Source organism: Streptomyces incarnatus, assembly GCF_001027185.1.
GTDB lineage: Bacteria > Actinomycetota > Actinomycetes > Streptomycetales > Streptomycetaceae > Streptomyces > Streptomyces puniciscabiei.
Window position 1 is genome coordinate 1,447,430 of sequence record NZ_CP011497.1, and the last position, 26,328, is coordinate 1,473,757.

The 26,328-nt window shown below is 73.4% G+C and carries 22 protein-coding genes; 3 read left to right on the forward strand and 19 right to left on the reverse strand.

From position 1 onward, the window contains the following. Positions 1 to 13: 13 nt before the first annotated feature. The 6 genes from ABB07_RS06445 to ABB07_RS06470 all read right to left on the reverse strand — a co-directional run bounded on the left by ABB07_RS06445 (position 14) and on the right by ABB07_RS06470 (position 6,175). Positions 14 to 784, reverse strand: coding sequence for a GvpL/GvpF family gas vesicle protein (locus ABB07_RS06445; protein WP_208897790.1), 771 nt, complete (start codon positions 782 to 784; stop codon positions 14 to 16). After that, positions 781 to 1,203: a gas vesicle structural protein GvpA gene (locus tag ABB07_RS06450; protein WP_208897791.1), complete on the reverse strand. Its 423-nt coding sequence runs from the start codon at positions 1,201 to 1,203 to the stop codon at positions 781 to 783. The genes ABB07_RS06445 and ABB07_RS06450 overlap by 4 nt, the downstream gene beginning before the upstream one ends. A 56-nt stretch (positions 1,204 to 1,259) precedes the next feature. After that, complete coding sequence (locus ABB07_RS06455; protein WP_208897792.1) at positions 1,260 to 1,622, reverse strand: gas vesicle protein GvpO; 363 nt, start codon at positions 1,620 to 1,622, stop codon at positions 1,260 to 1,262. A gap of 105 nt (positions 1,623 to 1,727) precedes the next feature. After that, on the reverse strand, positions 1,728 to 2,663 hold the full coding sequence (gene ligD / locus ABB07_RS06460) for a non-homologous end-joining DNA ligase (protein ID WP_208897793.1): 936 nt from the start codon (positions 2,661 to 2,663) through the stop codon (positions 1,728 to 1,730). After that, positions 2,660 to 4,507, reverse strand: coding sequence for a transketolase (locus ABB07_RS06465; RefSeq protein WP_208897794.1), 1,848 nt, complete (start codon positions 4,505 to 4,507; stop codon positions 2,660 to 2,662). The genes ligD and ABB07_RS06465 overlap by 4 nt, the downstream gene beginning before the upstream one ends. Positions 4,508 to 4,546: 39 nt before the next feature. Continuing rightward, a complete protein-coding gene (locus tag ABB07_RS06470; protein ID WP_425264687.1) occupies positions 4,547 to 6,175 on the reverse strand; it encodes an NAD(P)/FAD-dependent oxidoreductase in 1,629 nt (542 codons plus the stop codon). A gap of 239 nt (positions 6,176 to 6,414) precedes the next feature. Here ABB07_RS06470 and ABB07_RS06475 point away from each other — a divergent pair, with 239 nt between their 5' ends. Beyond that, positions 6,415 to 7,368 carry an LLM class F420-dependent oxidoreductase gene (locus ABB07_RS06475; protein ID WP_208897795.1) on the forward strand — a complete coding sequence of 318 codons (954 nt, stop codon included), beginning with the start codon at positions 6,415 to 6,417 and terminating at the stop codon, positions 7,366 to 7,368. A gap of 98 nt (positions 7,369 to 7,466) precedes the next feature. Here ABB07_RS06475 and ABB07_RS06480 read toward each other — a convergent pair whose 3' ends face one another. Next, positions 7,467 to 7,883 (reverse strand): phage holin family protein, encoded by a 417-nt coding sequence (locus ABB07_RS06480; protein ID WP_208897796.1) that lies wholly within the window; start codon positions 7,881 to 7,883, stop codon positions 7,467 to 7,469. 80 nt (positions 7,884 to 7,963) lie between these two features. Between ABB07_RS06480 and ABB07_RS06485 the strand changes: the two genes are divergently transcribed. Next, positions 7,964 to 8,311: a VOC family protein gene (locus ABB07_RS06485; protein ID WP_208897797.1), complete on the forward strand. Its 348-nt coding sequence runs from the start codon at positions 7,964 to 7,966 to the stop codon at positions 8,309 to 8,311. 21 nt (positions 8,312 to 8,332) lie between these two features. On the opposite strand, the gene ABB07_RS06490 is transcribed toward ABB07_RS06485, so the two are convergent. The 12 genes from ABB07_RS06490 to ABB07_RS06545 form a co-directional block, all read right to left on the reverse strand. Then, entirely contained in the window at positions 8,333 to 10,294 is a 1,962-nt protein-coding gene (locus tag ABB07_RS06490; RefSeq protein ID WP_208897798.1) for a DUF5107 domain-containing protein, read from the reverse strand. Positions 10,295 to 10,381: 87 nt separating this feature from the next. Next, positions 10,382 to 10,927, reverse strand: a complete 546-nt coding sequence (locus ABB07_RS06495; protein WP_208897799.1) for a GNAT family N-acetyltransferase — start codon at positions 10,925 to 10,927, stop codon at positions 10,382 to 10,384. 160 nt (positions 10,928 to 11,087) lie between these two features. Further along, positions 11,088 to 12,896: a CocE/NonD family hydrolase gene (locus ABB07_RS06500; RefSeq protein WP_244189241.1), complete on the reverse strand. Its 1,809-nt coding sequence runs from the start codon at positions 12,894 to 12,896 to the stop codon at positions 11,088 to 11,090. Between the two features lie 128 nt (positions 12,897 to 13,024). Then, positions 13,025 to 13,948 carry a S66 peptidase family protein gene (locus ABB07_RS06505; protein WP_208897801.1) on the reverse strand — a complete coding sequence of 308 codons (924 nt, stop codon included), beginning with the start codon at positions 13,946 to 13,948 and terminating at the stop codon, positions 13,025 to 13,027. Continuing rightward, positions 13,945 to 15,909 carry a prolyl oligopeptidase family serine peptidase gene (locus ABB07_RS06510; RefSeq protein ID WP_208897802.1) on the reverse strand — a complete coding sequence of 655 codons (1,965 nt, stop codon included), beginning with the start codon at positions 15,907 to 15,909 and terminating at the stop codon, positions 13,945 to 13,947. The genes ABB07_RS06505 and ABB07_RS06510 overlap by 4 nt, the downstream gene beginning before the upstream one ends. Positions 15,910 to 15,912: 3 nt before the next feature. Next, positions 15,913 to 17,217 carry a M20/M25/M40 family metallo-hydrolase gene (locus ABB07_RS06515; protein WP_208897803.1) on the reverse strand — a complete coding sequence of 435 codons (1,305 nt, stop codon included), beginning with the start codon at positions 17,215 to 17,217 and terminating at the stop codon, positions 15,913 to 15,915. Then, a complete protein-coding gene (locus ABB07_RS06520; RefSeq protein ID WP_208897804.1) occupies positions 17,210 to 18,043 on the reverse strand; it encodes a M55 family metallopeptidase in 834 nt (277 codons plus the stop codon). The genes ABB07_RS06515 and ABB07_RS06520 overlap by 8 nt, the downstream gene beginning before the upstream one ends. Before the next feature lie 79 nt (positions 18,044 to 18,122). Further along, complete coding sequence (locus tag ABB07_RS06525) at positions 18,123 to 18,491, reverse strand: hypothetical protein (RefSeq protein ID WP_208897805.1); 369 nt, start codon at positions 18,489 to 18,491, stop codon at positions 18,123 to 18,125. 69 nt (positions 18,492 to 18,560) lie between these two features. Continuing rightward, positions 18,561 to 19,280, reverse strand: coding sequence for a class I SAM-dependent methyltransferase (locus ABB07_RS06530; protein WP_208897806.1), 720 nt, complete (start codon positions 19,278 to 19,280; stop codon positions 18,561 to 18,563). 143 nt (positions 19,281 to 19,423) lie between these two features. Then, positions 19,424 to 21,877, reverse strand: coding sequence for an ATP-binding SpoIIE family protein phosphatase (locus ABB07_RS06535; RefSeq protein WP_208897807.1), 2,454 nt, complete (start codon positions 21,875 to 21,877; stop codon positions 19,424 to 19,426). A 155-nt stretch (positions 21,878 to 22,032) separates the two neighbouring features. Next, entirely contained in the window at positions 22,033 to 24,417 is a 2,385-nt protein-coding gene (locus ABB07_RS06540) for an MFS transporter (RefSeq protein WP_208897808.1), read from the reverse strand. A gap of 172 nt (positions 24,418 to 24,589) precedes the next feature. Continuing rightward, on the reverse strand, positions 24,590 to 25,033 hold the full coding sequence (locus ABB07_RS06545) for an SRPBCC family protein (protein WP_208897809.1): 444 nt from the start codon (positions 25,031 to 25,033) through the stop codon (positions 24,590 to 24,592). A gap of 160 nt (positions 25,034 to 25,193) precedes the next feature. Here ABB07_RS06545 and ABB07_RS06550 point away from each other — a divergent pair, with 160 nt between their 5' ends. Then, positions 25,194 to 26,237 (forward strand): Rv2578c family radical SAM protein, encoded by a 1,044-nt coding sequence (locus ABB07_RS06550; protein WP_208897810.1) that lies wholly within the window; start codon positions 25,194 to 25,196, stop codon positions 26,235 to 26,237. Positions 26,238 to 26,328: the final 91 nt, after the last annotated feature.

Here is a 26,328-nt window from a genome sequence, read left to right on the forward strand (position 1 = left end):
CGGGCCGGACGCGCTACTGCGCGCCGGTGTCCGCGCCCGCCGTGGTACCCGCGGGCTGGGCAGGGCCGGACTCGACGAAGCTGTACGGCGGCAGGGGGCCGTTGACGCGGAGGTCGAGGTGCGGGTTGTTCTCGCGGAGCCGCTCGGCCACGGCCAGGAAGTCCTCGGCCGTGTCCCGGGCGACCAGGAACGAGACGTTCACCAGCCAGCCCGTGGACTCGGGGCCGACGCTGACGTCGGCGGCGGCCGGCGTCAGGAGACGCTGCACCTCGGCGGCGTCCTCGGCCTCCCGGGCCTTGACGGCGGCCGCGACCATCTCGCCGAGCCGGATCTTGTCGTCGTAACTCCCGCCGCCGGCCCGGCGGTTGGCTTCGGCGAGTTCGCGCATGTCCGGGTTCTCGGCCATCACGAGGTGCAGGACGGCATCCTCGACGTGCGTGGCCTTGATGTTGTACTCGACCTTGCCGTCCAGTTCCCGCAGCCGCTCCAGGTAGTGGTCGGCCCGCTCGCCGAGCACCTGGGTGACCGCGTCGTCGTCGTCGGCGACGCTGCCGAAGCGCATGGGCAGGATGCAGCCGGCCGCGCCGGACTCGGCGAGCACGTTCTGGTGCGCGAGCAGGTCCCGGCGCTTGGGGCGCAGGTCCTCGGGGGCGTCGCTGACCACGGCGGCCAGCTCCCCGGCCGTGAGCACCCGTACCGGCCGGGGCGGCTCCCCCACGCCGGTCATGCCCTCGGGCAGGGCCGGATGCGCGCGGTTGGTGATCCCGTAGACGTACGTGCTCACTCCTGTTCCTCCTTACGGCGCGCCGGAGCCTTGCGGGGCCGCGGCCGGGACTCGCCCTCCGCTTCCTCACGGGCCTGGTTGAAGGCGTCGGAAATGGTCTGCGCGGCGCCGGACAGCGCACCCTTGGACTTGCCGCGGGCGCCGGACTCGGTGACCTCGCCGACGAGCTCGGGCAGTCCGGGGGCCTTGTGCGGACCGGCCTCCAGGTCGAGGCGGTTGCAGGCCTCGGCGAAGCGCAGATACGTGTCGACGCTGGCCACGACGACCCGCACGTCGATCTTCAGGATCTCGATCCCGACCAGGGAGACACGCACGAACGCGTCGATCACGAGTCCCCTGTCGAGGACCAGTTCAAGCACGTCGTAAAGGCCGCTGGTGCCGCCTCCGCCTCCGGTCTGCTGTGCCGGAACAACAGTCATGCCGGCGATTCCTCCTCCTGAGTAGTCGGTACGCGGTGGGCCCTGGACGCGCCGGCCTAGCGGCCGCGCGGGTCGGCCCTTCCGCGTTCGTAGCGGCGGACGCGCCGGTACCCGGCGAGCTGTCCGTCCTGGTCGAGGTCGACCTGGTAGCTCGCCATCAGGCTCATCGTGTCGGGTACCCGCGCCAGTTCCAGGACCTCGACCTCCAGCGACCAGCCGTCCTCCGTCTGCTCGAACGAGGACACCGACTCCGGCGAGAGGCCGGTCAGTTCGGCGAGCTGGGCGCGCGCCTGGCGCAGCACCTCCATGGGCGTCGGACGCTGGTCGTCCGCCGTGTGCTCTGTGTTGCTGTGAGAGTCGTGAGAGTCATGTGACTCACGTGAACTCTGTGACTGGGGTGTGTTTTTCGTGTTCGACATGGCCACCTCTCCCCTGCGTGTGGCCGCCACATCCCTGGCCAAACCTCTGCAGGCCCTCGCCTGTCCTCGTTCGGCCGTCAGGCCTGGCCGGAGGGGGTACGTGTATTAGCCATCCAGCGCCGCGAGACGGCGGCGGGCGGGCTCCAGGGACCGGCCGCGGCCCGGCAGACCGGCCCAGGGGTTCGTGTGCGCCTGGTCCACGGCGTCCGCGATCGTCCAGTGGCGGGCGTCGATGCCGGGATCGTCCACCTGTTCCCAGGCTAGGGGCACCGCGACGGGCGCGCCCGGCAGGGACCGGACGCTGTAGGGGGCGACAGCGGTCTGCGCGTAGGCGTTGCGCTGCACGTCGAGGTAGAGACGGTCGCCACGGTCCCGCTTGCGGGTGGCGGTGGTGAGCCGGTCCGGATGCCGGCACTCGGCCAGCCGTGCCACGCCATGGGCGAACCGGCGCACCTCGTCGAAGTCGTGGCGTGCGTTCAGCGGGACCACGAGATGGAGGCCGCGCGAGCCGGTGGTCATGGCCGCGGCGGGCAGCCCCAGCTCCTCCAGCAGCTCCCTGAGCCAACCGGCCGCCTCGCGCACCCGCGCGAAGCTGTCGCCGGGAGGGTCGAGGTCGAAGACGAGCCGGTCGGGGTGGTCCGGGCCGGCGGCGCGGTCGGTGCGGGAGAGCCAGCGGTGCAGCGTGAGGCAGGCCTGGTCGGCGAGGTGGACGAGGGTGGCGGTGTCGTCGCACACGGCATGCGTGACCGTGCCGCCCTCCTTGGGGACCTCGGCGCGGGTGATCCAGTCCGGATAGTGCTCGGGAACGTTCTTCTGCATGAAGCGCTGCCCGTCGAGCCCGTCCGGATACCGCTCCAGCATCAGCGGACGGCCCCTCAGGTGCGGCAGCATGTACGGCGCGACGGACCGGTAGTAGTCGGCGAGGTCGCCCTTGGTGTACTCCGCGGCGCCGGCGCCGCCCGGGAAGAGCACCTTCCCGGGCCGCCGGACCGGCACCGTGCGGCGGCCCGCCCGTACGCTCCGGGCGTCCGCTTCGGTCATCGCACGACCGCCTCCTCCACCAGCAGCCTGGCGGCCGCCGCGATGCCCACGGCGTCGATGCCGGCCGCGTGCAGCTGCTCGTCGGGCGCGGCCGAGCCCGGCATGGTGCGCACCGCGAGCCGGACCAGCCGGGGCACGGGCCGGCCGTCGGCGAAGGCCTCCGCGACGGCGTCGCCGAGGCCGCCCTCGGCGCGGTGGTCCTCCACGGTGAGCAGACAGCCGGTCTCCTCCGCGGCCCGCTGCAGGGTCGCCGCGTCGACGGGCTTGACGCTGTACAGGTCGATCACCCGTACCGGGATGCCGTCCGCGGCGAGCCGGTCCGCCGCGGCGAGCGCCTCGGGCACGGTGACCCCGGCCGCGACGACCGTCAGCCGGTCCTCCTCACTGGAGCGGAGCGTCTTGCTGCCGCCCACCGGGAACTCCTCGTCGGGGCCGTAGATCACCGGGGTCTTGCCGCGCGAGGTGCGCAGATAGCGGATGCCGTCGAGGCCGGCCATGGCCGCGACCAGCCGGGCGGTCTGGTTGGCGTCGCACGGGTACAGCACGGTCGAGCCGTACACGGACCGGAACATCGCCAGGTCCTCCAGGCCCATCTGGGAGGGCCCGTCCTGGCCGATCGCGACACCGGCGTGCGAGCCGACCAGGTTGATGCCGGAGCCGCTGATGGACGCCATGCGCACGAAGTCGTGGGCGCGGGTGAGGAAGGCGGCGAACGTCGAGGCGTACGGCAGCCAGCCCCGGGTGGCCATGCCGACGGCCGCGGCGACCAGCTGCTGTTCGGCGATGTAGCACTCGAAGAACCGGTCGGGGTGGGCCTTGGCGAACTCCTCGGTGCGGGTGGAGTCGCCGACCTCGCCGTCCAGGGCGACGACGTCGCCGCGCGCGCTGCCGAGCGCCGTGAGGGCCGCCCCGAAGGCGTCCCGGGTCGCGACCTCGTCGCCCTTGTCGTAGCGCGGCAGTTGCAGCACCTCGGTGGTCAGGTCGCGCAGCGCGGCGGCTGCCTGCGGTTCGCCGACCCGGACGTGCAGGTCGCGCGGTCCGCCGAGCTCGGCGACGGCCTCCTCGGCGTCCGGGAGCGGCTTTCCGTGATGGCCCTCCAGGTCCTCGACGGCGGCGACGCCCTTGCCCTTGAGGGTGCGGGCGAGGATCGCCACGGGCTGCCCGGCGGTGGACAGCGCCTCGCCGTAGGCCCGGTCGATCGTGTCGACGTCGTGGCCGTCGATCTCGACGGTGTGCCAGCCGAAGGCCTGGAAGCGGCGGGCGTAGGCGTCCAGGTCGTGACCGTGCCGGGTGGGGCCGCGCTGGCCCAGCCGGTTGACGTCCACGATCGCGACCAGGTTGTCCAGGTGCTCGTGTCCGGCGTGTTCAGCGGCCTCCCACACCGAGCCCTCCGCCAGCTCGCTGTCGCCGCACAGCACCCACACCCGGTACCCGGTGCGCTCCAGGCGCTTGCCGGCGAGCGCGATGCCGACCCCGACCGGCAGGCCCTGGCCGAGGGATCCGGTGGCCGTCTCCACCCAGGGCAGCCGCCGGGGTGTCGGATGCCCCTCCAGCCGGCTGCCCAGCTTGCGGAAGGTGAGCAGCTCGCCGTCCTCGATGGCCCCGGCCGCCTTGTACGCGGCGTACAGCAGGGGCGTGGCGTGTCCCTTGGACAGCACGAAGCGGTCGTTGGCGGGATGTTCGGGGCGTTCGAAGTCGTAGCGCAGATGGTGGGCGAGCAGCACGGCCACCAGATCGGCGGCGGACATCGAGGACGTGGGGTGCCCGGATCCCGCGGCGGCGGACGCCCGCACGCTGTCCACGCGCAACTGCTGTCCCAGCTCGGCGAGTTCGGCGGTGTTCATGAGTCTCCTTGCGGTGAGTCGAGAGGTACGGCCCGCGGGTCACCCGGCGGCGGGGTCCGGGGGGTCGGTGCGCTTGACCGGGCCGGGGGCGGGGTGGTCCGGGGAGTCCGTGCGCCGGACCGGGCCGGGGGCGGGGTGGTCCCCGCGCCCGGCGGCCGGCGGTTCGCCGTCGGGTCCCGCTCCGTCGGCCCGCACCGCTTCTTCGGCCCGCTCCGGTCCCGCCGCCTGTTCCGCCTGATCCGCTTCTTCCGTCCGCTCCGGTCCCTGCGCCTGCCCCGGCTGTTCCGGCTGTTCCGCGCGCTCCGGCTCCCGCGCCCGTTCCCGGCCGTCCGGCGGTTTCGGTCCGCCCGCCCCCTCCGGCCCGCCCGGGACGCGTGCCAGCTCCGGGGAGGCCGTGTCCAGGGGCACCGACCAGGACCGTACGAGGCCCAACTGGACGCCCTGGCGCGGCAGTACGGCGTCCAGCAGCCAGTCGGCGGCCACCCGGACGCGGTTGCCGGGCAGCGCCGCCAGGTGGTAGCCGCGGGTGACCGCACCGGCCGCCGGTCCGGACAGCGGGACGCCGAACGGGTTGGCGGCGGCCCGCACCCCGCCGAGGTCGACCGCGAACCCCAGGTCGCGATGGCGGTACGCCCGCCGGCGCCGGCCGAGGCCCAGCGAGGCGGCCACGTTCTCCCCGGCCACCCGGCCCTGCCGCCACGCATGCTGGGCCGTCATCGGTGTGAAGGACCCCGGCCGCTCCAGGTCCGGTACGGCGGCCGCGTCGCCGCAGCCGAACACGTCCGGCCGGCCCGGCACCTGCAGATACGGGTCGACGAGCAGCCGGCCCCGCTCCAGCGGCTGCCCGACCGCCGCCACCAGCGGATCGGGCCGCACCCCGACACACCACACCAGCGTCCGGGTGGCCACGAACTCGCCGTCGGTGAGCAGCACCCCGTCGTGCGTGGCCTCCTTCACCGACGTGCCCATCCGCACGTCCACCCCGCGGGCGCGCAGCACCCGGTCGGCCGTGCGGGACAGCCGCCGGTCCAGCTCGGGCAGCACGCGTTCCGCGACGTCCAGCAGGATCCAGCGGGGCCGTACCCCGCCGGGCAGCGCGTGCCGGCGGGCCAGCCGGTCGGTGAGCAGCTGCATCTGCGCGGCCACCTCGGTACCGGTGTAGCCGGCGCCGACCACGACGAAGGTGCAGCGGGCCGCGCCGGCCTTCGGGTCGTCCTCGGTGGCGGCGAGCTCCACCTGCCGGGTCACGTGGTCGCGCAGGTAGAGCGCCTCGGGCAGCCCGCGGAAGCCGTGCGCGTGCTCGGCGACCCCGGGGACGGGCAGCAGCTTGTTGACGCTGCCGACGCTCAGCACCAGCCGGTCGTAGCCGAGGGTGCCGATGCCGCCCTCGGGGTCGGAGTAGTGGACCGTACGGCCGTCGAGGTCGACGTGGTCCGCCTCGCCGAGCACCATCCGCACCCCGTGCAGGGTGCCCGGCAGCGACACGGTGACCCGGCGGGCCTCCAGGATGCCGGCGGCGACCTGGGGCAGCAGTGGCAGATACAGGAAGTAGTCGGTGGGGTTCAGCAAGGTGACGTCGGCCCGGTGCCGGGTCAGCCGGGCCAGCGTGCGGGCAGCCCGGTACCCGGCGAAACCGGCGCCGACGATCACGACGTGAGGTCGGCTCACGGTGCGCCTCCGGCGGTGTGGCTCGTCCGAGGTTTTCCGCGTAACCGAGGCCGGGGCACCCAAACGCCGGGCGGGTCACCCGTACGCCGGTCGGAGCACCCGAACGCCGCGCCGCACCCGCGGCGTTTCGCCCGCCCGGCACCGGTTACCCGGCCCGGGACCGGATCCCACGGCATTCCCGGATCGCCCGGCATTCCCGGATCACCCGGCATCGGCGTCGCCCGCGCGGAGGTTCTCCCATGCCCGAGTACGGCTATTTCCTGGCGAGCGAGGAGCACGACCCCGCCGCGCTCGTCGAGCAGGCCCGGATGGCCGAGCAGGCCGGCTTCCGGGCGCTGTGGATCTCCGACCACTTCCACCCGTGGAACGACGCGCAGGGGCAGAGCCCGTTCGTGTGGTCGGTGATCGGCGCCCTGTCGGAGGCGGTGTCGCTGCCCGTCGAGACGGCGGTGACCTGTCCGACCGTGCGGCTGCACCCGGCGGTGACGGCGCAGGCCGCGGCCACCAGCGCGGTGCTGACCGAGGGCCGTTTCCGGCTCGGCGTCGGCACGGGTGAGGCGCTCAACGAGCACATCCTCGGCGACCGCTGGCCCCCGCTGCACGTCCGCCTGGAGATGCTGGAGGAGGCCATCCAGGTGATGCGCCGGCTGTTCACCGGGGAGGAGGTCAACCACCACGGCACGCACTACACCGTGGAGAACGCCCGCCTCTACACCGTCCCCGAGGAGCCCGTCCCGATCGACATCTCCGGCTTCGGGCCGAAGGCGACGTCGCTCGCCGCCCGGGTGGGCGACGGGTACATCACGATGGCGCCGGAGGAGGAGATGGTCACGCAGTTCCGCAAAGGCGGGGGCGGGGCGAAGCCGGTCAGCGGCGGCACGAAGGTCTGTTACGGCACCGATCGCGAGGAGTGCGTCCGTACGGTGCGCTCCCTCTGGTACAACGAGCTGCTGCCCGGGGAGATGGGGCAGGTGCTGCCGTCGCCGCGGCACTTCGAGCAGCTGCGGGAGCTGGTCACGGAGGACATGGTCCGCGAGAAGGTCGTGTGCGGGGACGACGCCGACCAGCATGTGTCCACGCTCCGGGCGTTCGCGGACGCCGGGTTCGACCGGGTGTACGTGAACCAGATCGGGCCCGATCAGAGGGGGTTCTTCGACTTCTACCGGACGAAGGTGCTGCCGCGGCTCGGGTGACGTCGGAGCGTTGCCGGGTGCGGGTGCGTGGGGGCTTGTCGCGCAGTTCCCCGCGCCCCCATCGGTTGGTCGGCCCTCCGCTGGAACGCGCCCCAGCCTCAGGCCCTGTGGCCGGTGTCCGGGGGTTCCGGCGGCATCGGGGGATACGGCACGCCCAGGCCGCTCGGGGGGCCTGGCGGGGGTGTGCCGCCGATGACGTGGGCCGGCGGTGAGGGGTGGGCGTGCTTGGGGTGGGCCGCGCCGCGCAGGGCGTAGGCCAGCACTGCCATGATCGCCGCGGTGATCAGGGCGGCGCCCCAGGTGGGCAGGGCGGTCGCCAGTGCCAGGCCCACGGCGAGGGTGAGGGCCGCGCCCGCGTACAGGGCGGCGGCGCCGGACGCGGCGTAGAGCGTGGCGGTGCGGCGCTGCTTGCGGGTCTGCTCGCGCAGTTCGTCGCGTACCGTCTCGCGTGCCACCTGCGCCAGCTCGTCGACGAGTTGCTTGTCCAGATGTTCCAGGTGATCCAAACGGTCCATACCCTGCGGGTACCCGGCGGACACGGCGGGTAACGCGGGCGCCCTGCACGGCCCGGGCCGCCCCAACTAGGCTCGGGCGCATGGAGATTCTGGGCGCCTCGCTGCGCATCTGCGTCGACGACCTCGAGACCGCGATCCCCTTCTACGAGCGTCTGGCGGGCGGCAGAGCCCTGCGCTTCGAGCGCGGCGGGGTCCAGGTCGCCGCGATCGGCTCCTTCCTGCTGATGAGCGGGCCGGAGGCGGAGCTGGAGGTGCTGCGCAAGGTGGCGGCCACCATCGCCGTCGAGGACGTGGACGAGGCGCACCGGCTGCTGACCGGCCTCGGCGCCCGGATCATCGCGGGGCCGGTGCCGACTCCGGTGGGCCGGAACCTGATCGCGATGCATCCGGACGGCTCGGTGTTCGAGTACGTCGACCAGCGGGGCTGAGCCGGCCGGCACGCGAGCCGGTCAGCCGGTGCCGGGCCGCATCCGGAAGTCGTACCGGGCCGGGAGGGGTTCGTCGGTGAGCCGGGACCACAGGCGGCCGAGCGTCTCCTCGCCCTCCCGCAGGTCGGCGACCTCGAAGCCCGCGTCGAAGACCGCCCGCGCCTGTTCGGGCCGTCCCTCGGCGAGCAGCAGCCCGGCCTCCAGCAGGCGGAACCGGCCGCGCCGGCGGACGGCGGGCAGCAACCGGTCCCAGACGGCGCGGGCGTCCGCCGTGCGCCCTACCCGGAGCAGTGCCGGGATGGTTTCCCGGCCGAGCGCGGCCATGGCGGCGGTCCAGGTCTCGCCGTCGTCGCGCCGCTCGCGGCACAGGTCGTCGAAGGCGTCCGCGTACCGTTCGGCGGCCCGTTCGTGGTGGCCGGACTCCTGGTCGGCCACGGCCAGGCAGCGCAGCGACGGCCACAGGGACGGGGCGAGTTCGAGGGCGCGTTCCCAGCTGCGGACGGCCTGGGCGCGGTCGCCGGCGTGCCACTGGGCGACGCCGAGGTGGTACTCGGTGTGCGGGGTGGCGGGCGCGGTCTCCAGCATGTCCCGCCAGTGCGGGGCGACGAGGGTCTCGCCGGGCGGCCGTACCCGGCGCGGCTCGGGCAGGGAGCCGGTGCGCAGCAGTTCCCGCCAGGGCGCCTGTGCCTCGCCGAGGGTGGACTCGGGGAACGGGGTGCCGGGCAGTTTCCAGTCGGCGCGCAGCACTTCGAGCGCGCCCCAGCCGGAACCGGCGGCCAGGATCTCGCCGGGTTCGGTGTCGGCGCAGGGCAGCCAGGCCGCGTACGCCTCCTCGACGCGGGCGCGTGGCAGGGCGGACTCCAGGCGTTCCTCGGCGCCCTGGACGGCCCGGGTCCACTCCCCCTCGGGCGGTGCGTCGAGCGGGCCGTACGCCTCCAGCCAGGACACCTCGCTCTCGGCTTCCAGCCGGACGTGTTCCAGCTGGGTGCGGGCGAGCCCGGCCTGGATCTCGCAGTAGCCGCCGGTGCCGGGTTCGGTCAGCCACTCCTGCCAGCGCCGGCCGCCGGGCAGATGGCCCCAGGCGAAGAGCTTGCGGCCGCGCAGGGTGTCGGTGGAGGTCTGCACCAGCCCGTGGCCGCCGGCGTCCAGCGCGGCGATCCAGCGGCGGCGGCCGTCCGGCACCTCGTAGAAGTAGTCGGCGGCGTAAGGGCTGTTGAGGGGGCGGGTACGGTCCACGCCGTCGTACGAGGGCACCGGCACCCGGCGCAGCCGGCGCTCGTAGCCGAAGTGCCAGGCCTCCTCGGCGGGGGCCAGGACGCGGACCTCCTCCGGCACCGCGATGTTGGACCACCAGTACGCCGGCACCGGGCGCTCGTGCGGGTTGCGGACGCGGACGCCGACGTAGAGGAAGTCGGAGCCGTCGGGGAGCCACAGGTCGACCTGGAAGGGCAGGTCGCGCAGCCGCTCCCACTCCCACAGGCGCAGCATGTCGCCGCCGTCCGGGGCGGGGACGCGGGCGGCGTGCAGGGGTGCGCAGGAGAGCGTGGTGTGGCCGGTGGCGCCGATGTTCCATTCGATGCCGCCGGAGTACCAGGCGCCGTTGAGGGCGAAGTCGGCGGGCTGGAACACCGGGTTGCGGTAGAGGAGTTCGCGTCCGGTCGGCAGGTGGAGCAGGGAGGCGACACGGCCGCCCAGGCCGGGCAGCACGGTGGCGCGCAGCCGGTCGTTCTCGATCACCAGCGCGTCGAGGGCGCGGGGCGCGCGGGTTCTGTCGTAACCGTCGCGGACGCGGACCGGCAGCAGGCTGCGCAGCGGCTCGTACCCGAGCTGGCGGGCCATGTCCCTGGGCAGGCCGTCCCGGTCGCGGTCGTCGATGCGGTGGACCTCGTCCAGCGGGCGCAGTGGCGGCAGGGGGTTGTCGGGGCCCAACTGCGCGGCGGGCAGCGTCAGTACCTCACGTCGGATCCTCGTCACGATCACCATGGAACCCGGGGTGGGCCCGGTCGGCCAGGGGACGTGCCGGTCAGGATTGCGCAAAGCCGCGGGAATCGGGCCCGTCGCGGGCCGGTTTCAGTCGCGCATCTCGGCGGTGAGCGCCCAGCGTTCGTGGTCGCGCCAGGCACCGTCGATGTAGAGCATGGCCGGGGAGAACCCCTCCAGCCGGAAGCCCGCGCCGCGCGCCATCGCGACCGAGGCGGTGTTGTCGGGCTGCACGTTGATCTCCAGCCGGTGCAGCCCGAGCGGGCCGAAGGCGTACCCGATGACCAGGTCGAGGCCCTCGCGCATCAGACCGCGCCCGGCGGCGTGCGCGAAGGCCCCGTAGCCGAGGGCACCGCACTGGAAGCCGCCGCGCACGATGTTGTTGATGTTGATGAACCCGGCGATGTCCCCGCTGTCCTTCTCGCACACCAGGAAGCCGGCCTTGGTCGGGTCCTCGATCAGCGCGCCCGCGTAGGCGGCGTAGGCCTCGTCGCTGTCCGGTGGGAACAGCCACGGCCGGTGCAGGTCCTTGCTCTCGCGGGCCCGCGCGGTGAACTCGGGCCCGTCTTCGAGGGTGAAGTGACGGATGGCCACGCGGGGGCCCTCGGCGAGGTAGTGGGGTGCGGTGTGCGGCATCGGGCCAGCGTACGGCGTGCCCGCCCGCGCCGTCGCCGGAAAAACCCTCCGCGCATCCGTCCGGACCGGCTCCCGCGCTCCGTGCGGGCCGGCTCCCGCGCTCCGTGCGGACCGGCTCCCGCGCTCCGTCCGGAACGGCTCCCGGAGCCGGCCGGAACGGTCAGCCGCCGGCGACCGGCAGCCGCAGCACCCCGGTGTCTCCGGGCGCGCTGACCACGGTCACCGGCTTGATCCCACGGTTGCCGAAGTAGGCGTCGTCGCTCGCCGCGATCACGAACCGCAGCCGGTGCCCGGGCGCGTACCGGTGCACGATGCCCGGCAGGGTCACGGTGAAGTGCTGGGTGACGTCCGGGACCCGGACCGGTGCGACCAGCCGGTGGACGAGTGTCTGCGTGCCGTCGGGCGCGACGTCGTACAGCTTGGCGAACAGCACCAGCCTGTCGGCGGCGTTCCCGGAGTCCTGGGTGCGTTCGGCCGTCGGGGAGACGACCTTCAGGGTGATCTGCGGGGCGCCGACCACGTCGAGGTTCCTGGTGAGGGGCGCGCCGGTCCAGGCGAGGCAGGTGCCCGAGGCGTCGTACGGCGCCGGGTCGGGCAGGCCGGTGGCACCGGCCAGGGAGCTCTCCGAGTGGCTCGTCGGGACGAGCGCGTTGGTGTAGCCGCGGCTGCCGCGGGCCACCTCGGCGCGGCCGGCCACGAGTGTGCCGTCCCCGGAGAGGTAGAGGGTGCGGCTGGGGGCGGGCACCCGGTCGGCGGTGGCGTAGGTGTGTGCGGGGTCGGTGATCCAGTCCCGGTAGTAGGCGAAGGCGGGGCCCGTGCCGGTGCTCCGGTCCTTCTTCAGGTAGCGGTCGTACCAGGCGAGGATGCGCCGGCCGACGTAGCTGGTCTCCAGGTTGCCCTGGACCAGGTCGAGTTCACCGGCGGCGGGGTCGCTCATGCCGCCGCTGTGGCCCCAGGACTGCCAGATCAGCGCGGTGGGGGTGCCCTGGGCGTGGAGCGTGCGGTAACTGGCCGTCGCCTCGTTGAGGTTGAACAGGGTGTCGGCCTGGCCCTGGATCAGCAGGGTGGGTGCCCGCACGCGGGAGAGGTAGCTCGCCGGGGAGACGCTGCGGGCGTAGGCGAGCAGCCGGGCGGTGCGGTCGGGCGGGTAGCTGCCGGAGTCGAGGGTGCGCACGGTGGCGCAGGCGTCGGAGACGAAGTGCAGGCAGGCCGGCGAGTTGATCCGGGACGGGTCGAGGCTCGGGGTGGTCAGCGGCCGGCTCTCGCCGATCAGGTAGAAGCCGTTGGTCCACTGCCACTTGAAGGCGCCGGGCACGTCGTGGGCGCCGACGGCGTTGTTCGGGTCGAGGGAGTAGGCGAGGTCGTTCCAGGTGATGAGCGGGACGAGGGCGTCGACGCGGTGGTCGACGGAGGCGGTGGCGAGCTGGATCGCGCCGCCGTAGGAGCCGCCGATCATGCCGACGCGCGGGTCCCCGGGGGCGTCGAGGGTGACGTAGTCGGCGCGGGTTCCGTCGTCGGCGGCCCGCTTCCCGCCGAGGAAGTCGACCAGCCCGGAGGCGGCCCGGGCGTCGATGCCGGGGTCGTCGAGGGAGATCAGGCAGCCGCTGCGGCCGAAGCCCAGGCCGGAGTAGACGAGGGAGACGTAACCGCGTTCGGCGAAGGCCTTGCCGATGGCGTCGGTGGAGCCGTCGGACTTGCTGCCGCCGAAGCCGTTGGTGGCGAGCACGGCGGGCGCGGGGTGCGCGTGGTCCACGCCGGCGGGCCGGTACAGGTCGGCGTCGACGGCGCACCTGCGGTCGCCCGCCCGCACGGTGAAGGTCAGCGGGGTGACGGTGTACCGGCCGCTCGCGTGAGCCGGGCCGGCGGTGAGCGTGAGGGGCGCGGTGAGGGCCGCGCCGAGGAGGGCGGCGAGGGCGGCACGGGATCGGGACGCGCGGCGGGGCGCCGGTCGGGGCACACGTCGGGGCACGGGATCCTCCACACTGAGGCACGCGGAAACCGGCCAGGAGGTACTGGCCGGTAGCATGCTGTGACACGTGTCAGATCCTGGTCAATCCGTGTGCGCGTGCATTCTTGACGGAGATTCAGTGCGCGGCGTCAACGCAGCGCGGGCTCGTCCACCGTAAGGGTGCCCGTCCGCGCGTCGAGTTCGGCCGTCACCCCGAACGGCACGGTCACCGCGTCGTCGCAGTGCCCGAATCCCAGCTCCTCCACGACCGGTACCCCGAGTCCGCCGAGCCGGTCGGCGAGGACCGGGCGCAGTTCCTCGTCACGGCCGCAGTCGCGCCAGGAGCCGAGCCCGATCCCGGCGACCCCGTCGAGCCAGCCGGAGCGCGCCAACTGCGTCAGCAACCGGTCGACGCGGTACGGCGCTTCGCCCACGTCCTCCAGGAGCAGCAGCCCGCCCCGCGCGCCGGTCCGGGCGAACGGGGTGCCGAGGTCGCTGGCCAGCAGGCTGAGACAGCCGCCCAGCGTGACTCCCCGGGCCCGGCCGGGCGCCAGCGCGGTCCCGGCCGAGGCCAGGGTCCGGACACTCTCCGGAGCGAAGAGGGTGGCACGCAGATGCTCCTGTGCGCGGGCGCTCTTGATGAAGTCGACCCCGGCGGCGGCCGGTCCGTACAGGCTGACCAGGCCCAGCCGGGTGGCGAACGCCTGGTGCAGGACGGTGACGTCGCTGAAGCCGACGAACACCTTGGGCCCGGCCGCGCGCATCGCCTCCCAGTCGAGCAGGCCGACCATGCGCTGGGCGCCGTAGCCGCCACGGGCGCACAGCACCGCCGCCACGGACGGGTCGCACCAGGCCCGCTGCAGGTCGGCCGCGCGGTCGGCGTCGCTGCCCGCGAGGTACCCCAGCTCACCGTCCCTGTCGAGCACATGGGGGGCCACGACCGGGTCCAGGTCCCAGCCGCGCAGCACGTCGAGCCCCGCCTGGAGCCGTTCCTCGGGCACCGGACCGCTGGGGGCGACGACGGCCACGCGGGCGCCCGGGGCCAGCCGCTCGGGGCGCGTGAGCGGGATCATGTGCGCAGCTCCAGCCTCGGGACGTCCGGCACGTCCAGCTTGAACACCTGGGCGTACAGGGACAGTTCGGCCTGCAGGGCGCGCACCATGGTCTCCGCCCGCCGGAAACCGTGCCCCTCTCCCTCGAAGGTGAGGTAGGCGTGCGGCACGTCCCGGCCGGCGATCCGGGCGAGGAAGCGTTCGCACTGGGCGGGCGGGCAGATCACGTCGTCCAGGCCCTGCAGGAGCAGGAACGGCGCGGTGAGCCGGTCGGCGTGGGTGCTCGGCGAGCGCTCGGTGTACCGGGCGGGCACCTCGGCGAGCGGGCCGACGAGCGACTCCAGGTAGCGGGACTCGAAGTCGTGGGTCTCCCCCGGCCCCCAGGTGGCCAGGTCCAGCACCGGGTAGCGGATGGTGCCGCAGGCGTAGACGTCGGTGGTGGTCAGGGAGGCGGCGGTGGTCCAGCCGCCCGCGCTGCCGCCCCGGATCGCGAGCCGGGCCGGATCGGCGGTGCCCTCGTCGGCGAGGGCGCGGGCGACGGCCGCGCAGTCCTCGACGTCGACCACGCCCCACTGCTCGCGCAGCCGCTCGCGGTAGGCCCGGCCGTATCCGGTGGAGCCGCCGTAGTTCACCTCCGCGACGCCGATGCCGCGCGAGGTGAAGTAGGCGATCTCCAGGTCCAGGACGAGCGGCGCCCGGCTCGTGGGGCCGCCGTGCGCCCAGATGACGTACGGCGGCGACTCACCGTCGGGGGCGGTGCGTCCGGGGTGGTGCGGCGGGTAGAGGTGGGCGTGCACCTCGCGGCCGTCCGGGCCGGTGAAGACGCGGATCCGCGGCTCCGGGTAGTACGCCGGGTCGACGGCGTCCCGGTGCCGGGCCCCGATCACGCGGGCCCGCCCGGTGGCGGTGTCCAGTTCGACCACCTCGGGCCCGGTGCGCGGGCCGGCGCCGACCGCGGCCACCCGGGCGCCGTGCGCCGCGAGGGTGGCGCCGAACTCGGTCCACGGTCCCGCGGCGTCGACGGTCTCCCCGGATTCCGGATCCAGGATCCCGAGTACGGTCGACCCGCGACCGTGCACGACCGCGACCAGGCCGTTGTCCAGCGGCGCGAACCAGCGCAGCCCCGGCTTCCACAGCGGGCCGGCGAACTCCTCCTCGCGCGGGCACAGCGGGACGCCGTCCCGGTAGAGATTCCACCAGCCGCTGCGGTCGCTCGCATACAGCAGACGGTTGTCCGCGGACCAGCCGGCCTGTGCGATCGCCTCGCCGGGCCCGCCGGCCACCGTGCGGACGGAACGCAGGAGGCCGTCGGCACCGATCTCGCCGGCCAGCAGTTCCGTGCCGTCCCAGGGCATGCGCGGATGGTCCCAGGCGAGCCAGGCCGCGCGCCGGCCGTCCGGGGAGACCCGGGGACCGGTGACGAACCGGTGGCGGTCGTCGGTGAGTTCGCGCACGGCCAAGCGGTCCCCGGCGGCGGATCCGTCCAGCGGTACGGCCGCCAGGACCCGGCGCACGTCCGAGGGGCCGTCCCCGGTGAACTCCTCCAGCACGCACCACACCTCGCCGCGCGCGAGGTCCAGGTGCGGGTCGGCCCAGCGCAGTCCGGCGCCCACCGGGGACACGGGGGTCAGCGGGCGCGGCTCGCCGCCGGGCTCGTACCGGTACAGCCGCTGGTCGGCGAAGTGCGTGAACACGACGACCGGTGTGCCGTCGTGCAGGCCGCCGGTCCAGGGCCGGCCGCCGTACTCCACCACCCGGTTGCGCACGTCCCAGGGCGCGGGCAGCACCTCCTGTTCCGTGCCCTCGGCCGTGCGCCGTACCAGCGCCCGGCGGCCGCCCTCGGCCGGCCGGGGCTCGGTCCACCAGACCTCGTCCCCGACGAAGCCCACCCACTCCGGCTGCCCGTCGTGCGCGGCGGCCAGGGCCGCGTCGATGGGGGACGGCCATGATCCGTACGGCGTCTTGAGCACCCTCTCCCCCATCCCCTAGGCCGTGCGCAGGAAGCGGTCGAGCACGCGGACCCCGAAGTGCAGTGCCTCGATGGGCACCCGCTCGTCCACGCCGTGGAACAGCGCCTGGTAGTCGAGGCCCTCGGGCAGCTTCAGCGGGGCGAACCCGTAGCCGGTGATGCCGAGCCGGGAGAACTGCTTGGCGTCCGTGCCGCCGGACATGCAGTACGGCACCACATGCCCTTCGGGCGCGAACTCCTCGACCGCGGCCCGCATCTTCGCGAACGTCGGCGCGTCCACCGGCGCCTGCAGGGCCACCTCGCGGTGCGCGAACTCCCAGCTCACGTCGGGGCCGGTCAGGTGGTCGAGGGTCGCGGTGAACTCCTCCTCCGTGCCCGGCAGATACCGCCCGTCGACGTAGGCGACCGCTTCCCCGGGGATCACGTTCAGCTTGTAACCGGCGTCCAGCATGGTCGGGTTGGCGCTGTTGCGGACGGTCGCCTCGACCAGCGCCGCCGCCGGGCCGAGCTTCTCCAGCAGCCGGTCCACGTCCCGGAAGTCGGGCTCGATGCCGTACACGGCGGCGAGTTCGGTGAGCGCGGCCCGCACGGTCGGGGTGAGCCTCAGCGGCCACTCGTGCTCGCCGATGCGGGTGACGGCGGCGGCGAGCCGGGTCACCGCGTTCTCCTGGTTCACCTTGGAGCCGTGCCCGGCCCGGCCGCGCGCGGTGAGCTTCAGCCAGCCGGTGCCCCGCTCCCCCGCCGCGATGGGGTAGAGCTGCCGGCCGGCGCCGTCGTGGAAGGTGAAGGCGCCGGACTCGCTGACGCCCTCGGTGCAGCCCTCGAACAGTCCGGGATGCTCGTCGGCGAGGAACCCGGAGCCGTCCTCGGCGCTGGCCTCCTCGTCGGCGGTGAACGCGAGGACGATGTCCCGGCGCGGCCGTACGCCTTCGCGGGCCCAGGCGCGGACGACCGCGAGGATCATCGCGTCCATGTTCTTCATGTCGACGGCGCCCCGCCCCCACACCACCCCGTCGCGGATCTCGCCGGAGAACGGGTGCACGCTCCAGTCGGCGGCCTGAGCGGGCACCACGTCGAGGTGCCCGTGCACCAGCAGCGCGTCGGCGGACGGGTCGGTGCCCTCGATCCGCGCGACGAGGTTGGTGCGTCCCGGTGTCCGCTCCAGCAGCACCGGTTCCAGCCCGGCTCCGGCCAGCCGTTCGGCCGCGTACTCCGCCGCGGGACGCTCACGGCAGTCCCCGCCGCCCCGGTTGGTGGTGTCGACGCGGATCAGCCCGGAGGTGAACTCCACCACTTCGTCGAGGGCCTGCCGGTCAGCCATACTGCTCCTCCACGGCGGCCGAGACGATCGTGGTGACCGCCTTGAACGTCCTGATCCCCTCGTACATCGTGGCGCTGGTGTACGCCACCTTCCGCTCCCCGGTCCGCGCGACCCCGGGCACCACGGTAGCGGCCATCGCCAGGTGCTCGGCGTCGAACTCCACGGCGACCGTGAACGGCCCGGCCTCCACGGGCCGGTGGCGCACCGCCAGCCGGGCGGCCTCCTTGGCGGCAGCGCGGATGTCGGCGGCCGTGCGCGCCGGGGTCCGGCACACGGCCGCGTACCGGGACACATGGTCCTTCACCGCGACCTTCAGGGCCTCCGGCGCGTACCCGAGCGCGTCCTCGCAGGCCACGTCGTCCCCGGTGACGAGGACGACGGGGACGCCGTACTCGGCGACGACATGCGCGTTGAGCAGCCCCTCGCTCGCGCGGACGTCGTTCAGCCACACCCCGGTGATCTGGTTGGCGAGGTAGGTGTGGGCGAGGACGCCCTCCATGCCGGCGCCCGCGTGGTAGCCGACGAACGCGATGCCGTCGACGTCGCCGTGCTGTACGCCCTCCACCATCGACAGCGCCTTGTGCCGCCCGGTGAGCATCTCGGCCCGCTCGTCGAGCCGCTCCAGCAGCAGGTTGCGCATGGTCCAGTGGGCCTCGTTGACAAGGACGTGCTCCGCCCCGCCGTCGAAGAAGCCCTCCACGGCGGCGTTCACATCCGAGGTGAACATCGACCGGCACCGCTCCCACTGCGGCGTCCCCGGCAGCACGTCGGCCGGCCAGGTGACGCCGGTGGCCCCCTCCATGTCCGCACTGATGAGGATCTTCATGCCGAGTCACGTTACGCGGCGAGCGAGCACCGGGCTACGGTCCGCGCCGCCGCGTAGTGTTCCGGCTTGAGACAACGCCCTACTCGTCGAGGAACTGATACGCCTCGCTCGCGGCCCGGATCACCACGGTGCCGTCGCGGACCTGCCACTCGCTCATGCCGTCGACCTCGTGACTGACGAGGAACAGGCCCCTGATCAGGTCCTCGTCCTCGTCGGAGGCCGGAATCCGCGCCACGTGCCGTAGCCGGTCCAGGAACCGGTCGACGGACTGGGCGCGCATCTGAGCCCCGAAGAAGACCCAGTTCACGAAGTTGTACTGCCGTGGCGGAAAGGCCCAGCCACCGCTGTACGTCCGGTCCGGATCGTCCTGTCCGACGATCTCTCTGACCTGGGCGAGCTGCCGGTCATCGCACTCCAGCCAACCCCTGACCGCAACGAGGACACCCACGGCGATCAGCCCCCGGCCGCTCCCGGAAGGAGTGGCCGGGGGCCCGCCCGTTCCCAACGGGCGTGGGGCCTATGCGCCGGCCAGGACGAACCAGCGGGCCGGCAGGTCGATGCGGGTGCCGTCGGCCAGGTCCTCGGTCTGCGGCAGGACCGTCTCGCCCTCGGCCAGGACCTTCAGCCCGGCCTCGCCGAGCAGACGCGGGATCTCCGTGTCGTCGGCGTCGGCCGGCTTGAGCCCGTGGTGGAAGACGCGCTGCAGCTTGGGCCCCGGGCCGCCCGCCTGGGTCGCGGCGCGCCGGAGCACGTCCCGGGAGCCGGAGGTCAGCTCGACGACGAACGCGCGGCCCTCGGTGCCGATGAGCGCGGCGACGGCGGCGGCGACCGCGGGCCGCGCCTCGGGTTCGCTCTGGTGGATGACGGCACGCATGTAGATGTTGACGTCGCCTAGGCGCTCGTGCAGGGCGCGTACGGCATCGGAGTCGGTGAGGTCGAGCTGCTGGAACTCCACGGTGCCGTCCGGTGTGGCGCGGCGGGCGTGCTCGACGGCGGCGTGCGAGAGGTCGACGCCGACGGCGCGGGCGAACCGGGTGGCGAGGTAGCGGGTCTGGGTGCCGTTGCCGCAGCCGAGGTCGACGATGGTGCGCGCCGGGTCCGCGTGGGGCAGGAGGAGAGCGGTGTGCGGTTCGGCGGACAGGGCGGGATCGCAGTCCCAGATCGCCTCCCCCGTTTCGTCGGAGGTCTCGCTCCAGTAACTCTCCCAGTTGCTGCGGTACTTGTCCGAGACGTTCATGCGCATCTCCCCACGGTTCGGTTCCGTGATCGGGATATCGCGAGGCCCCGCGGCGGGGCAAGGGGCTGAAGGCCACCTTCACTGGATGTACGGACCCCGGACAACCTGCGGGAGCGTGCAAGAAGGGCCCGCACGCCCCCTCGTCATCTCCTTCCGGCGAGAGCCTGTTCGAACCAGACGGTCTTACGGTGCCCGCTGGCGCTGGCGCCCCACTCCCGGGCCAGCCGGCTGACCACCCGCAGCCCGCGGCCCGACTCGTCGTAGGGGCCGGCGCCGAGCATCTCGGGCAGCCCCGGTTCGTCGTCGGTGACCTCGAACAGCAGGGCGTCGGTGCGGACCACGCGCAGTCCGACCGGCTCGCTCACGGCGTGCCGTACGGCGTTGGTGACCACCTCGCTGACCAGCAGCTCGGCCGTCTCCACGGCCTGCGGCAGACCCCATGCGAGCAGCCGCTCCCGGACCAGGCGGCGGGCCCGGCCCACCTCGCGCGGGTCGGCCTCGAGCCGCCACTCGGCGACGTGTTCGGCGGGGATGCCGTTGAGGCGGGCCATCAGCAGGGCGACGTCGTCCTTGCGGCCGCCGCGCGTGTTCAGGGCGCGGATGATGGTGTCGCAGGCGTCGTCCATGGAGGCGGCGGGGTGGGCGGCGGACTCGCAGAGCGCGGCGAGGCCCTCCCCGATGTCGGAGCCGCGCACCTCGACCAGGCCGTCGGTGCACAGCACCAGCCGGTCGCCGGGCGAGACCTTGACCCGGGTCGCCTCGAAGGGCACGCCGCCGACGCCTATGGGGGCGCCGGTGGGCAGGTCGAGGAGTTCGCTGCTGCCGTCCTCCGCGCGGACCAGCACGGGCGGGATGTGGCCGGCGTTGGCCAGGTGCAGTTCGCCGCGGATCGGGTCGTAGACGGCGTACAGACAGGTGGCGAGGTAGTTGTCGCCGAGCCGGCGGGCCAGGTCGTCGAGGTTGCGCAGCAGCTGGGCGGGCGGGGTCTCCATGGTGGCCATGGTCTGTACGGCGGTGCGCAACTGGCCCATCATCGCGGCCGAGTTGAGGCCGTGGCCCATGACGTCGCCGACCACGAGGGCGGTGCGCGAGCCGGGCAGTTTGATGGTGTCGAACCAGTCGCCGCCGATCCGTCCGAGCCGGGTGCCCGGCAGATAGCGGGTGGCGATGTCACAGCCGGCCATCCGCGGCGTGACCTGCGGGAGCATGCTGTCCTGCAGGGTGTCGGCGACGTTCTCCTGGTAGGTGTACATGCGGGCGTTGTCGAGCACGAGGCCGGCGCGGGCGGCGAGTTCGGCGCCGGTGGTGCGGTCCATGTCGTCGAAGCCGGGCCGGTCGGGGCGGCGCATCAGCACCATGAAGCCGAGGACGACGTTGCGCGCCTTGAGCGGGACGATCAGCAGGGAGCGTCCGCCGATGAGGGGCCTGAGGTCGCGTTTCTCGAACTCGCCGGAGATCCGCTCGGACAGCTCGTCGGTGACCCTGGGGATGAGCACCGGTTCCCCGGTGACCATGCACTTGTAGAACGGCGTGTGTTCCGGGAAGGCGAAGGACTCGCCGACCGGCACGGTGTCGTCCCAGCGCCCCGGTTCGTCGTTGTGCTCGACCCACACGCGGAACATCACGGTCTGCGCGTCCGGCGGGCCGTCCGGGAAGCCCTCGCCCGCGAGGACGGCCGCGCGCAGGTGGGTGCCGGCGAAGTCCGCGAACCGGGGTACGGCGGCGCTGGTGACCTCGCGGATGGTCTCGCCGAGGTCGAGGGAGGAGCCGATGGCGGAACTGACCTCGTTCAGGAACTCCAGCCGCTCGCGCACGGCGGCGTACTCGAGCTCCTGCTCGGCACCGGACGGGACCACGACCGGGGTGGTGCGCTGCTGGGGTACGACGGCCTCGGCGCGCCGGCGCCCGGCACGCCGGGGCACGCCCCAGTACGGGGTGACGGGCACCCGGTCGAACTGGCTGAACTCCAGGACCGGGTAGCCCAGTTCCAGCACCTGGGAGACGATGCGGCCGCTCAGGCCCGGGCCCATGTTGGGCAGGATCTCGGGCAGCCGGCGTTCGAGTTCCTCGGAGGCGGGCAGCTCGGTGTGGCGGGCGAAACCGGGCGAGATGCGTTCGGCGGTCTCGTCGTCATAGCCGCGTTCGTCGCGCAGCCGGGTGGCGTCGGCGGCGAGCACCAGCAGCCGGGACGGGCCGGGGCCGACCAGCGGATAGGCCCACCACAGGACGTCGAGCCGCTCGCCGTCGGCCTCCTGGCCGTGCGGGACGAGACGGGCGCGGCCCGCGGTGGCGTAGGCGGTGCGGCCGCCGAGGGAGGACTCGAGGTCGGGTCCGAGGCCGTCGTACCCCTCGTAGGCGTCCGGCATCGCGTCGCCGTGCAGGTCCTCGGGGAGGGCGCCCGAGACGGGCAGCAGGTCGGCCGCGGCACGGCCGACGGCTTCCTCCCTGCCCACGCCGAACAACCGGCGTGCGCCGCTGCTCCAGTGGGACACCAGGCCGTCGCGGTCGACGACGACCACGGCCAGCGGAATCCGGCCCGCCGCCGCGTCGCCGGCGCCGCGCCCGGGAGGTGTGTCCCGCTCGCTGCCACGGTCCATGGCCCAGGCCCTCTCTCCCCACGGCTGTACGCAAACGATCTGTGCCGCCCGCCACTACGGTACGGCGGCGGCCGGTCGCGATGTGTGGCAATCCTGGAATTGGTTTCACATGATCGCACCGGCGCGCGGCTCAGCGCCCTGCGGGCGCCCCCCGCTCAGTCCTCGTGCCCCAGCTGCAGGTCCCGTTCGGTGCGGCCGCCGCCGGCGACCTGCAGCACGGTGGCGACCGGCGGGTAACCGGCGGCGATGACGGTGTACTCGCCGGAGGAGAGGTCGACGAACCGGAACGTTCCGTCGGCGGTGGTGGTGAGGGTGTCGACGACGTTGCCGGCGGCGTCGAGGAGCGTCACCCGCGCGTCCTCCACGGGCCGGCCGCCGCTCGCCCGGACCGTGCCCCGCAGCACGGCGCCGCCCGCGAGTTCGACGTCCTGCCGGGTCTCCCGGGCGGCCTGCACGGTGACCGGGAGCGCGGCGGGGCGGAAGGCGGGGGCGCTGGCGGCGAGGGTGTACTCGCCGGCGACCAGTTCGGTGATGACGTAGCCGCCCTCGCGGCCGCTGCGGGTGGCGGCGACGACCTCGCCGTGCACATTGGTGAGGGTGACGGTGGCGTCGCGCACGGGGCTGCCGTCGGCGGTGAGCACGCTGCCGGCGAGGCGTCCGGCGCCGCCGAGGACCACGTCGAGTTCGACGGGCCGTTCGCCGACGGTGACCGAGACGGCCTGCGGCTGGTGGCCGCCGGCGGCGGCGATCAGCACGTACGACCCCGAGCCCGGCGTGCTGAGCGCGTACCGCCCGTCCTCACCGCTCGCGCCGCGCCCGACCTGCTGCCCGGCGACGTCGATGAGGGTGAGCGCCGCGCGGGGCACCACGGTGCCGTCGGGGTGCTGGACCGTGCCGCAGACGGGGATTCCGGCGGCGTACGGCGAACGGGCTCCCGGGATCGAACTGTTCACCGTCTCGGGCTCCGTTTCGGCGGTGTGATGGGACACCAGGGGTTTCTCCTTGAGGAAGAAGGCGATGAGCAGGCCGAGGGCGAGCACCGGGACGAGGTAGAGGAAGATCCGGGGCATCGCGTCGGCGTAGGCGCGGATGTAGGCGTCGCGCAGGGCCGGGGGCAGCGCGTGGACGAGCTGCGGGGTGATGGAGTCGGCGTCGGGCAGCCGGATGCCCGCGCCCGGGGGCAGTTCCCTGCGCAGGGAGTGGGCGAGCCGGTTCGCGAAGAGGGTGCCGAAGACCGCGGCGCCGACACTTCCGCCGATCTGCCGGAAGTAGTTGTTGGCGCTGGTGGCGGTGCCGAGGTCGGCGGGGCGTACGGAGTTCTGCACGGCGAGGACGAGGACCGGCATCACCAGGCCGATGCCGGCGCCTAGGACGGCCATCCAGATGCTGTAGTGCAGCCGGGGGGTGTCCACTTCGAGCCGGGACAGCAGCCACATGCCGGCGGCGGAGACGGCGCCGCCGAGCACGGGGAAGAGCTTGTAGCGGCCGGTGTGGCTGATGAGCTGACCGCCGATGATCGAGGCGCCGACGATCCCGGCCATCATGGGCAGCATCAGCAGCCCGGACTCGGTGGCGCTGGCCCCGTCGACCATCTGCAGGAAAGTCGGCAGATAGCTGGCGGCGCCGAACAGCGCGACGCCGATCACGAGGCCCACCAGGGCGCTGACGTTGAAGACCGAGTCGCGGAACAGCCTGAGCGGGATGAGGGGTTCGACGGCGAACCGCTCGGCGACGAGGAAGAGGGCCGCGGCGGCGAGCGCGCCGGCGCCGAGGCCGAGGATCTGCCCAGAGCCCCAGGCGTACTCGGTACCGCCCCAACTGGTCAGCAGCACCGCGCAGGTGGAGGCGGCGGCGAGCAGCAGCGCGCCGACGACGTCGAAGCGCCCGCGGCCGACGGGCTTGGGCAGCTTCAGCACGGCCGTGACGACGGCGAGGGTGACCAGCCCGAAGGGGACGTTGATGTAGAAGCACCAGCGCCAGGAGAGGTGGTCGGTGAAGTAGCCGCCGAGCAGCGGCCCGGCGACCGAGGCGAGGCCGAAGGCGGCACCGATCAGGCCCATGTAGCGGCCGCGCTGCCGGGGCGGCACGATGTCGGCGATGATCGCCTGCACGCCGATCATGAGCCCGCCCGCGCCGACACCCTGGAGCGCGCGGAAGGCGATCAGCTGGTCCATGGTCTGCGCCCGGCCGGCGAGCGCGGAGCCGAGGACGAAGACGGCGATGGCGAACTGGAAGACGCCCTTGCGGCCGACGAGGTCGCCGAGCTTGCCGTAGAGCGGCAGGCCGATGGTGGAGGTGAGCAGATAGGCGGTGATCGCCCAGGACATCCGGTCCAGGCCGTGCAGTTCACCGACGATCTTGGGCAGTGCGGTGGCGACGATCATCTGGTCGAGCGCCGCGAGCAGCAGGGCGAGCATCAGCCCGAAGAACACCAGCCGCACGCGCCGCGTGCCGGGTCCGGCGCTGCCGGCCGGTGGGACCGCGGGTGCCACGGCAGGCGCCGTGAGCGGCTCGTCCCGCACCAGAGTCGTCCCGCCCACGTCCCGCTCCCCTCGTCGCACCTGTCACATTTCCCGCGTTAAGCGTCAACTGTGAACAACTGCGGTGAGTTACGGAATCGTTCCGGACGAGAGGGGGATCCACTCGAACCGGTGAAGGGGGCGGCCGGGGGGCAACCGGAGGCCAACCCGCCTTCACCGGGAGGCCCTTGGTCTACTTCTCGACCTCCGCCGCGAGCCGGGCGAGCACCGCGTCGTAGATCCGGCCGAGGCCCTTGGGCGCGAAGGTCTTCTCGAAGAAGCCGCCGATGCCGCCGGCGCCCTGCCAGGTGGTGGTGACGACGACCCGGGACTTCCCCTCGCCGGCGGGGGTGACGCGCCAGGTGGTGACCATGGAGGAGTTGCGGTCCTTCTCGACGAGCTCGCCGTCGGTGGGCTCGCTGACCTCCAGCAGGCAGTCACGCACCCGCTTGCTGGTGGCCTGGAGCTTCCAGTGCACGAGGGTGCCCTCGCCGTCGCCGCCCTCGCGGACCTCGTACTCGCTGAAGTGCTCGGGCAGCAGCTTCTGCCGCGTGCCGCGGTAGTCGGCGAGGGCGTCGAACACCTTCTCCGCGTCCGCCGCGACGACCCGCTCCGTAGTGGCCTCGACCTGCGCCATTGCGTTCCTCCAGGACCGTGTTTCTCGGGATTGGGAAAAGCCAACCACCCCGGTGCCCGGCCAACAAATCCGGGGTCGCCGTCGAGGCTCCTCACCAGGGCTCGCACGATCATGGGAACACATGTTCTATTGTGTGGCGCAGTGCTACCGAGGAGGCGTCATGCGCTGGGAGAACCTCACAGGCCGGAGCGAACACGGCCGGGCCGCGGAGGCGGCGCTGTTCGGCGCCGACGCCGTCGTCACCCGCACCTTCGACACGCCGGAGTTCCGCGGGATCACCTTCCACGAGGTGCGGGCGCGCTCGGTGCTCAACCGGGTGCCGGGCGCCTCTCGCATGCCGTTCGAGTGGACCGTCAACCCCTACCGGGGCTGCACGCACGCGTGCGTGTACTGCTTCGCCAGGAAGACGCACGGCTATCTGGACCTCGACACCGGCATCGGTTTCGACACCCAGATCGTCGTCAAGGTGAACGCGCCCGAGGTGCTGAGCCGCCAGCTCGCCTCCCGCCGCTGGCAGGGCGATCACGTGGCGATGGGCACCAACGTCGACTGCTACCAGCGCGCGGAGGGCCGCTACCGGCTGATGCCGGGCATCATCTCCGCCCTCACCGAACACGCCAACCCGTTCTCGATCCTCACCAAGGGCACCCTGATCCTGCGCGACCTGGACCTGCTGGTCCGGGCGGCCGAGGTGACGGACATCGGCATCTCCGTCTCCGTCGGCTTCCTCGACACCGAGCTGTGGCGCACGGTCGAGCCGGGCACGCCCGCGCCGGAACGCCGCCTGGACGTGGTGCGCGCCCTGGGCGAGCACGGCATCGGCTGCGGGGTGCTGATGGCGCCGGTCATCCCGTTCCTGAGCGACCATCCGGACCGGCTGCGGGCCACGGTACGGGCGATCGCGGCGGCCGGGGCCACCTCGGTCACGCCGTTGGTGCTGCATCTGCGGCCCGGCGCGCGGGAGTGGTTCATGGCCTGGCTCGCCCAGCACCACCCGTACCTGGTGCGGCGCTACGAGCGGCTGTACGCGGAGGGCGCCTACGCACCCAAGTGGTACCAGCGCCGGATCACCCGTCAGGTGCACGAACTGGCACAGGAGTTCGGCATCGGGCCGACCCGCCCGGGCCTGGCCCGCCGCATCCGCCCGGCACAGCCCGACGAGCCGCCGGCCGCCGCCGAACCGACCCAGCTCACCCTCATGTGAGACCCCAAATGGGTCAACTCTGCCTATAACACGTTCTTCAGGTCGCCGATTCCGGGACCATGCGGCGGAAGATGTGACCCTCGCGGTCCGC

Coding starts and splice junctions, on each gene's coding strand:
- ABB07_RS06530 (WP_208897806.1), bottom strand. CDS start 19,280: ATGAACGTCTCGGACAAGTACCGCAGCAACTGGGAGAGTTACTGGAGC.
- ABB07_RS06475 (WP_208897795.1), top strand. CDS start 6,415: ATGCCCGAGTACGGCTATTTCCTGGCGAGCGAGGAGCACGACCCCGCC.
- ABB07_RS06515 (WP_208897803.1), bottom strand. CDS start 17,217: ATGGCTGACCGGCAGGCCCTCGACGAAGTGGTGGAGTTCACCTCCGGG.
- ABB07_RS06485 (WP_208897797.1), top strand. CDS start 7,964: ATGGAGATTCTGGGCGCCTCGCTGCGCATCTGCGTCGACGACCTCGAG.
- ABB07_RS06490 (WP_208897798.1), bottom strand. CDS start 10,294: ATGGTGATCGTGACGAGGATCCGACGTGAGGTACTGACGCTGCCCGCC.
- ABB07_RS06450 (WP_208897791.1), bottom strand. CDS start 1,203: ATGACTGTTGTTCCGGCACAGCAGACCGGAGGCGGAGGCGGCACCAGC.
- ligD (WP_208897793.1), bottom strand. CDS start 2,663: ATGACCGAAGCGGACGCCCGGAGCGTACGGGCGGGCCGCCGCACGGTG.
- ABB07_RS06545 (WP_208897809.1), bottom strand. CDS start 25,033: ATGGCGCAGGTCGAGGCCACTACGGAGCGGGTCGTCGCGGCGGACGCG.
- ABB07_RS06495 (WP_208897799.1), bottom strand. CDS start 10,927: ATGCCGCACACCGCACCCCACTACCTCGCCGAGGGCCCCCGCGTGGCC.
- ABB07_RS06465 (WP_208897794.1), bottom strand. CDS start 4,507: ATGAACACCGCCGAACTCGCCGAGCTGGGACAGCAGTTGCGCGTGGAC.
- ABB07_RS06550 (WP_208897810.1), top strand. CDS start 25,194: ATGCGCTGGGAGAACCTCACAGGCCGGAGCGAACACGGCCGGGCCGCG.
- ABB07_RS06535 (WP_208897807.1), bottom strand. CDS start 21,877: ATGGACCGTGGCAGCGAGCGGGACACACCTCCCGGGCGCGGCGCCGGC.
- ABB07_RS06505 (WP_208897801.1), bottom strand. CDS start 13,948: ATGATCCCGCTCACGCGCCCCGAGCGGCTGGCCCCGGGCGCCCGCGTG.
- ABB07_RS06480 (WP_208897796.1), bottom strand. CDS start 7,883: ATGGACCGTTTGGATCACCTGGAACATCTGGACAAGCAACTCGTCGAC.
- ABB07_RS06455 (WP_208897792.1), bottom strand. CDS start 1,622: ATGTCGAACACGAAAAACACACCCCAGTCACAGAGTTCACGTGAGTCA.
- ABB07_RS06510 (WP_208897802.1), bottom strand. CDS start 15,909: ATGGGGGAGAGGGTGCTCAAGACGCCGTACGGATCATGGCCGTCCCCC.
- ABB07_RS06520 (WP_208897804.1), bottom strand. CDS start 18,043: ATGAAGATCCTCATCAGTGCGGACATGGAGGGGGCCACCGGCGTCACC.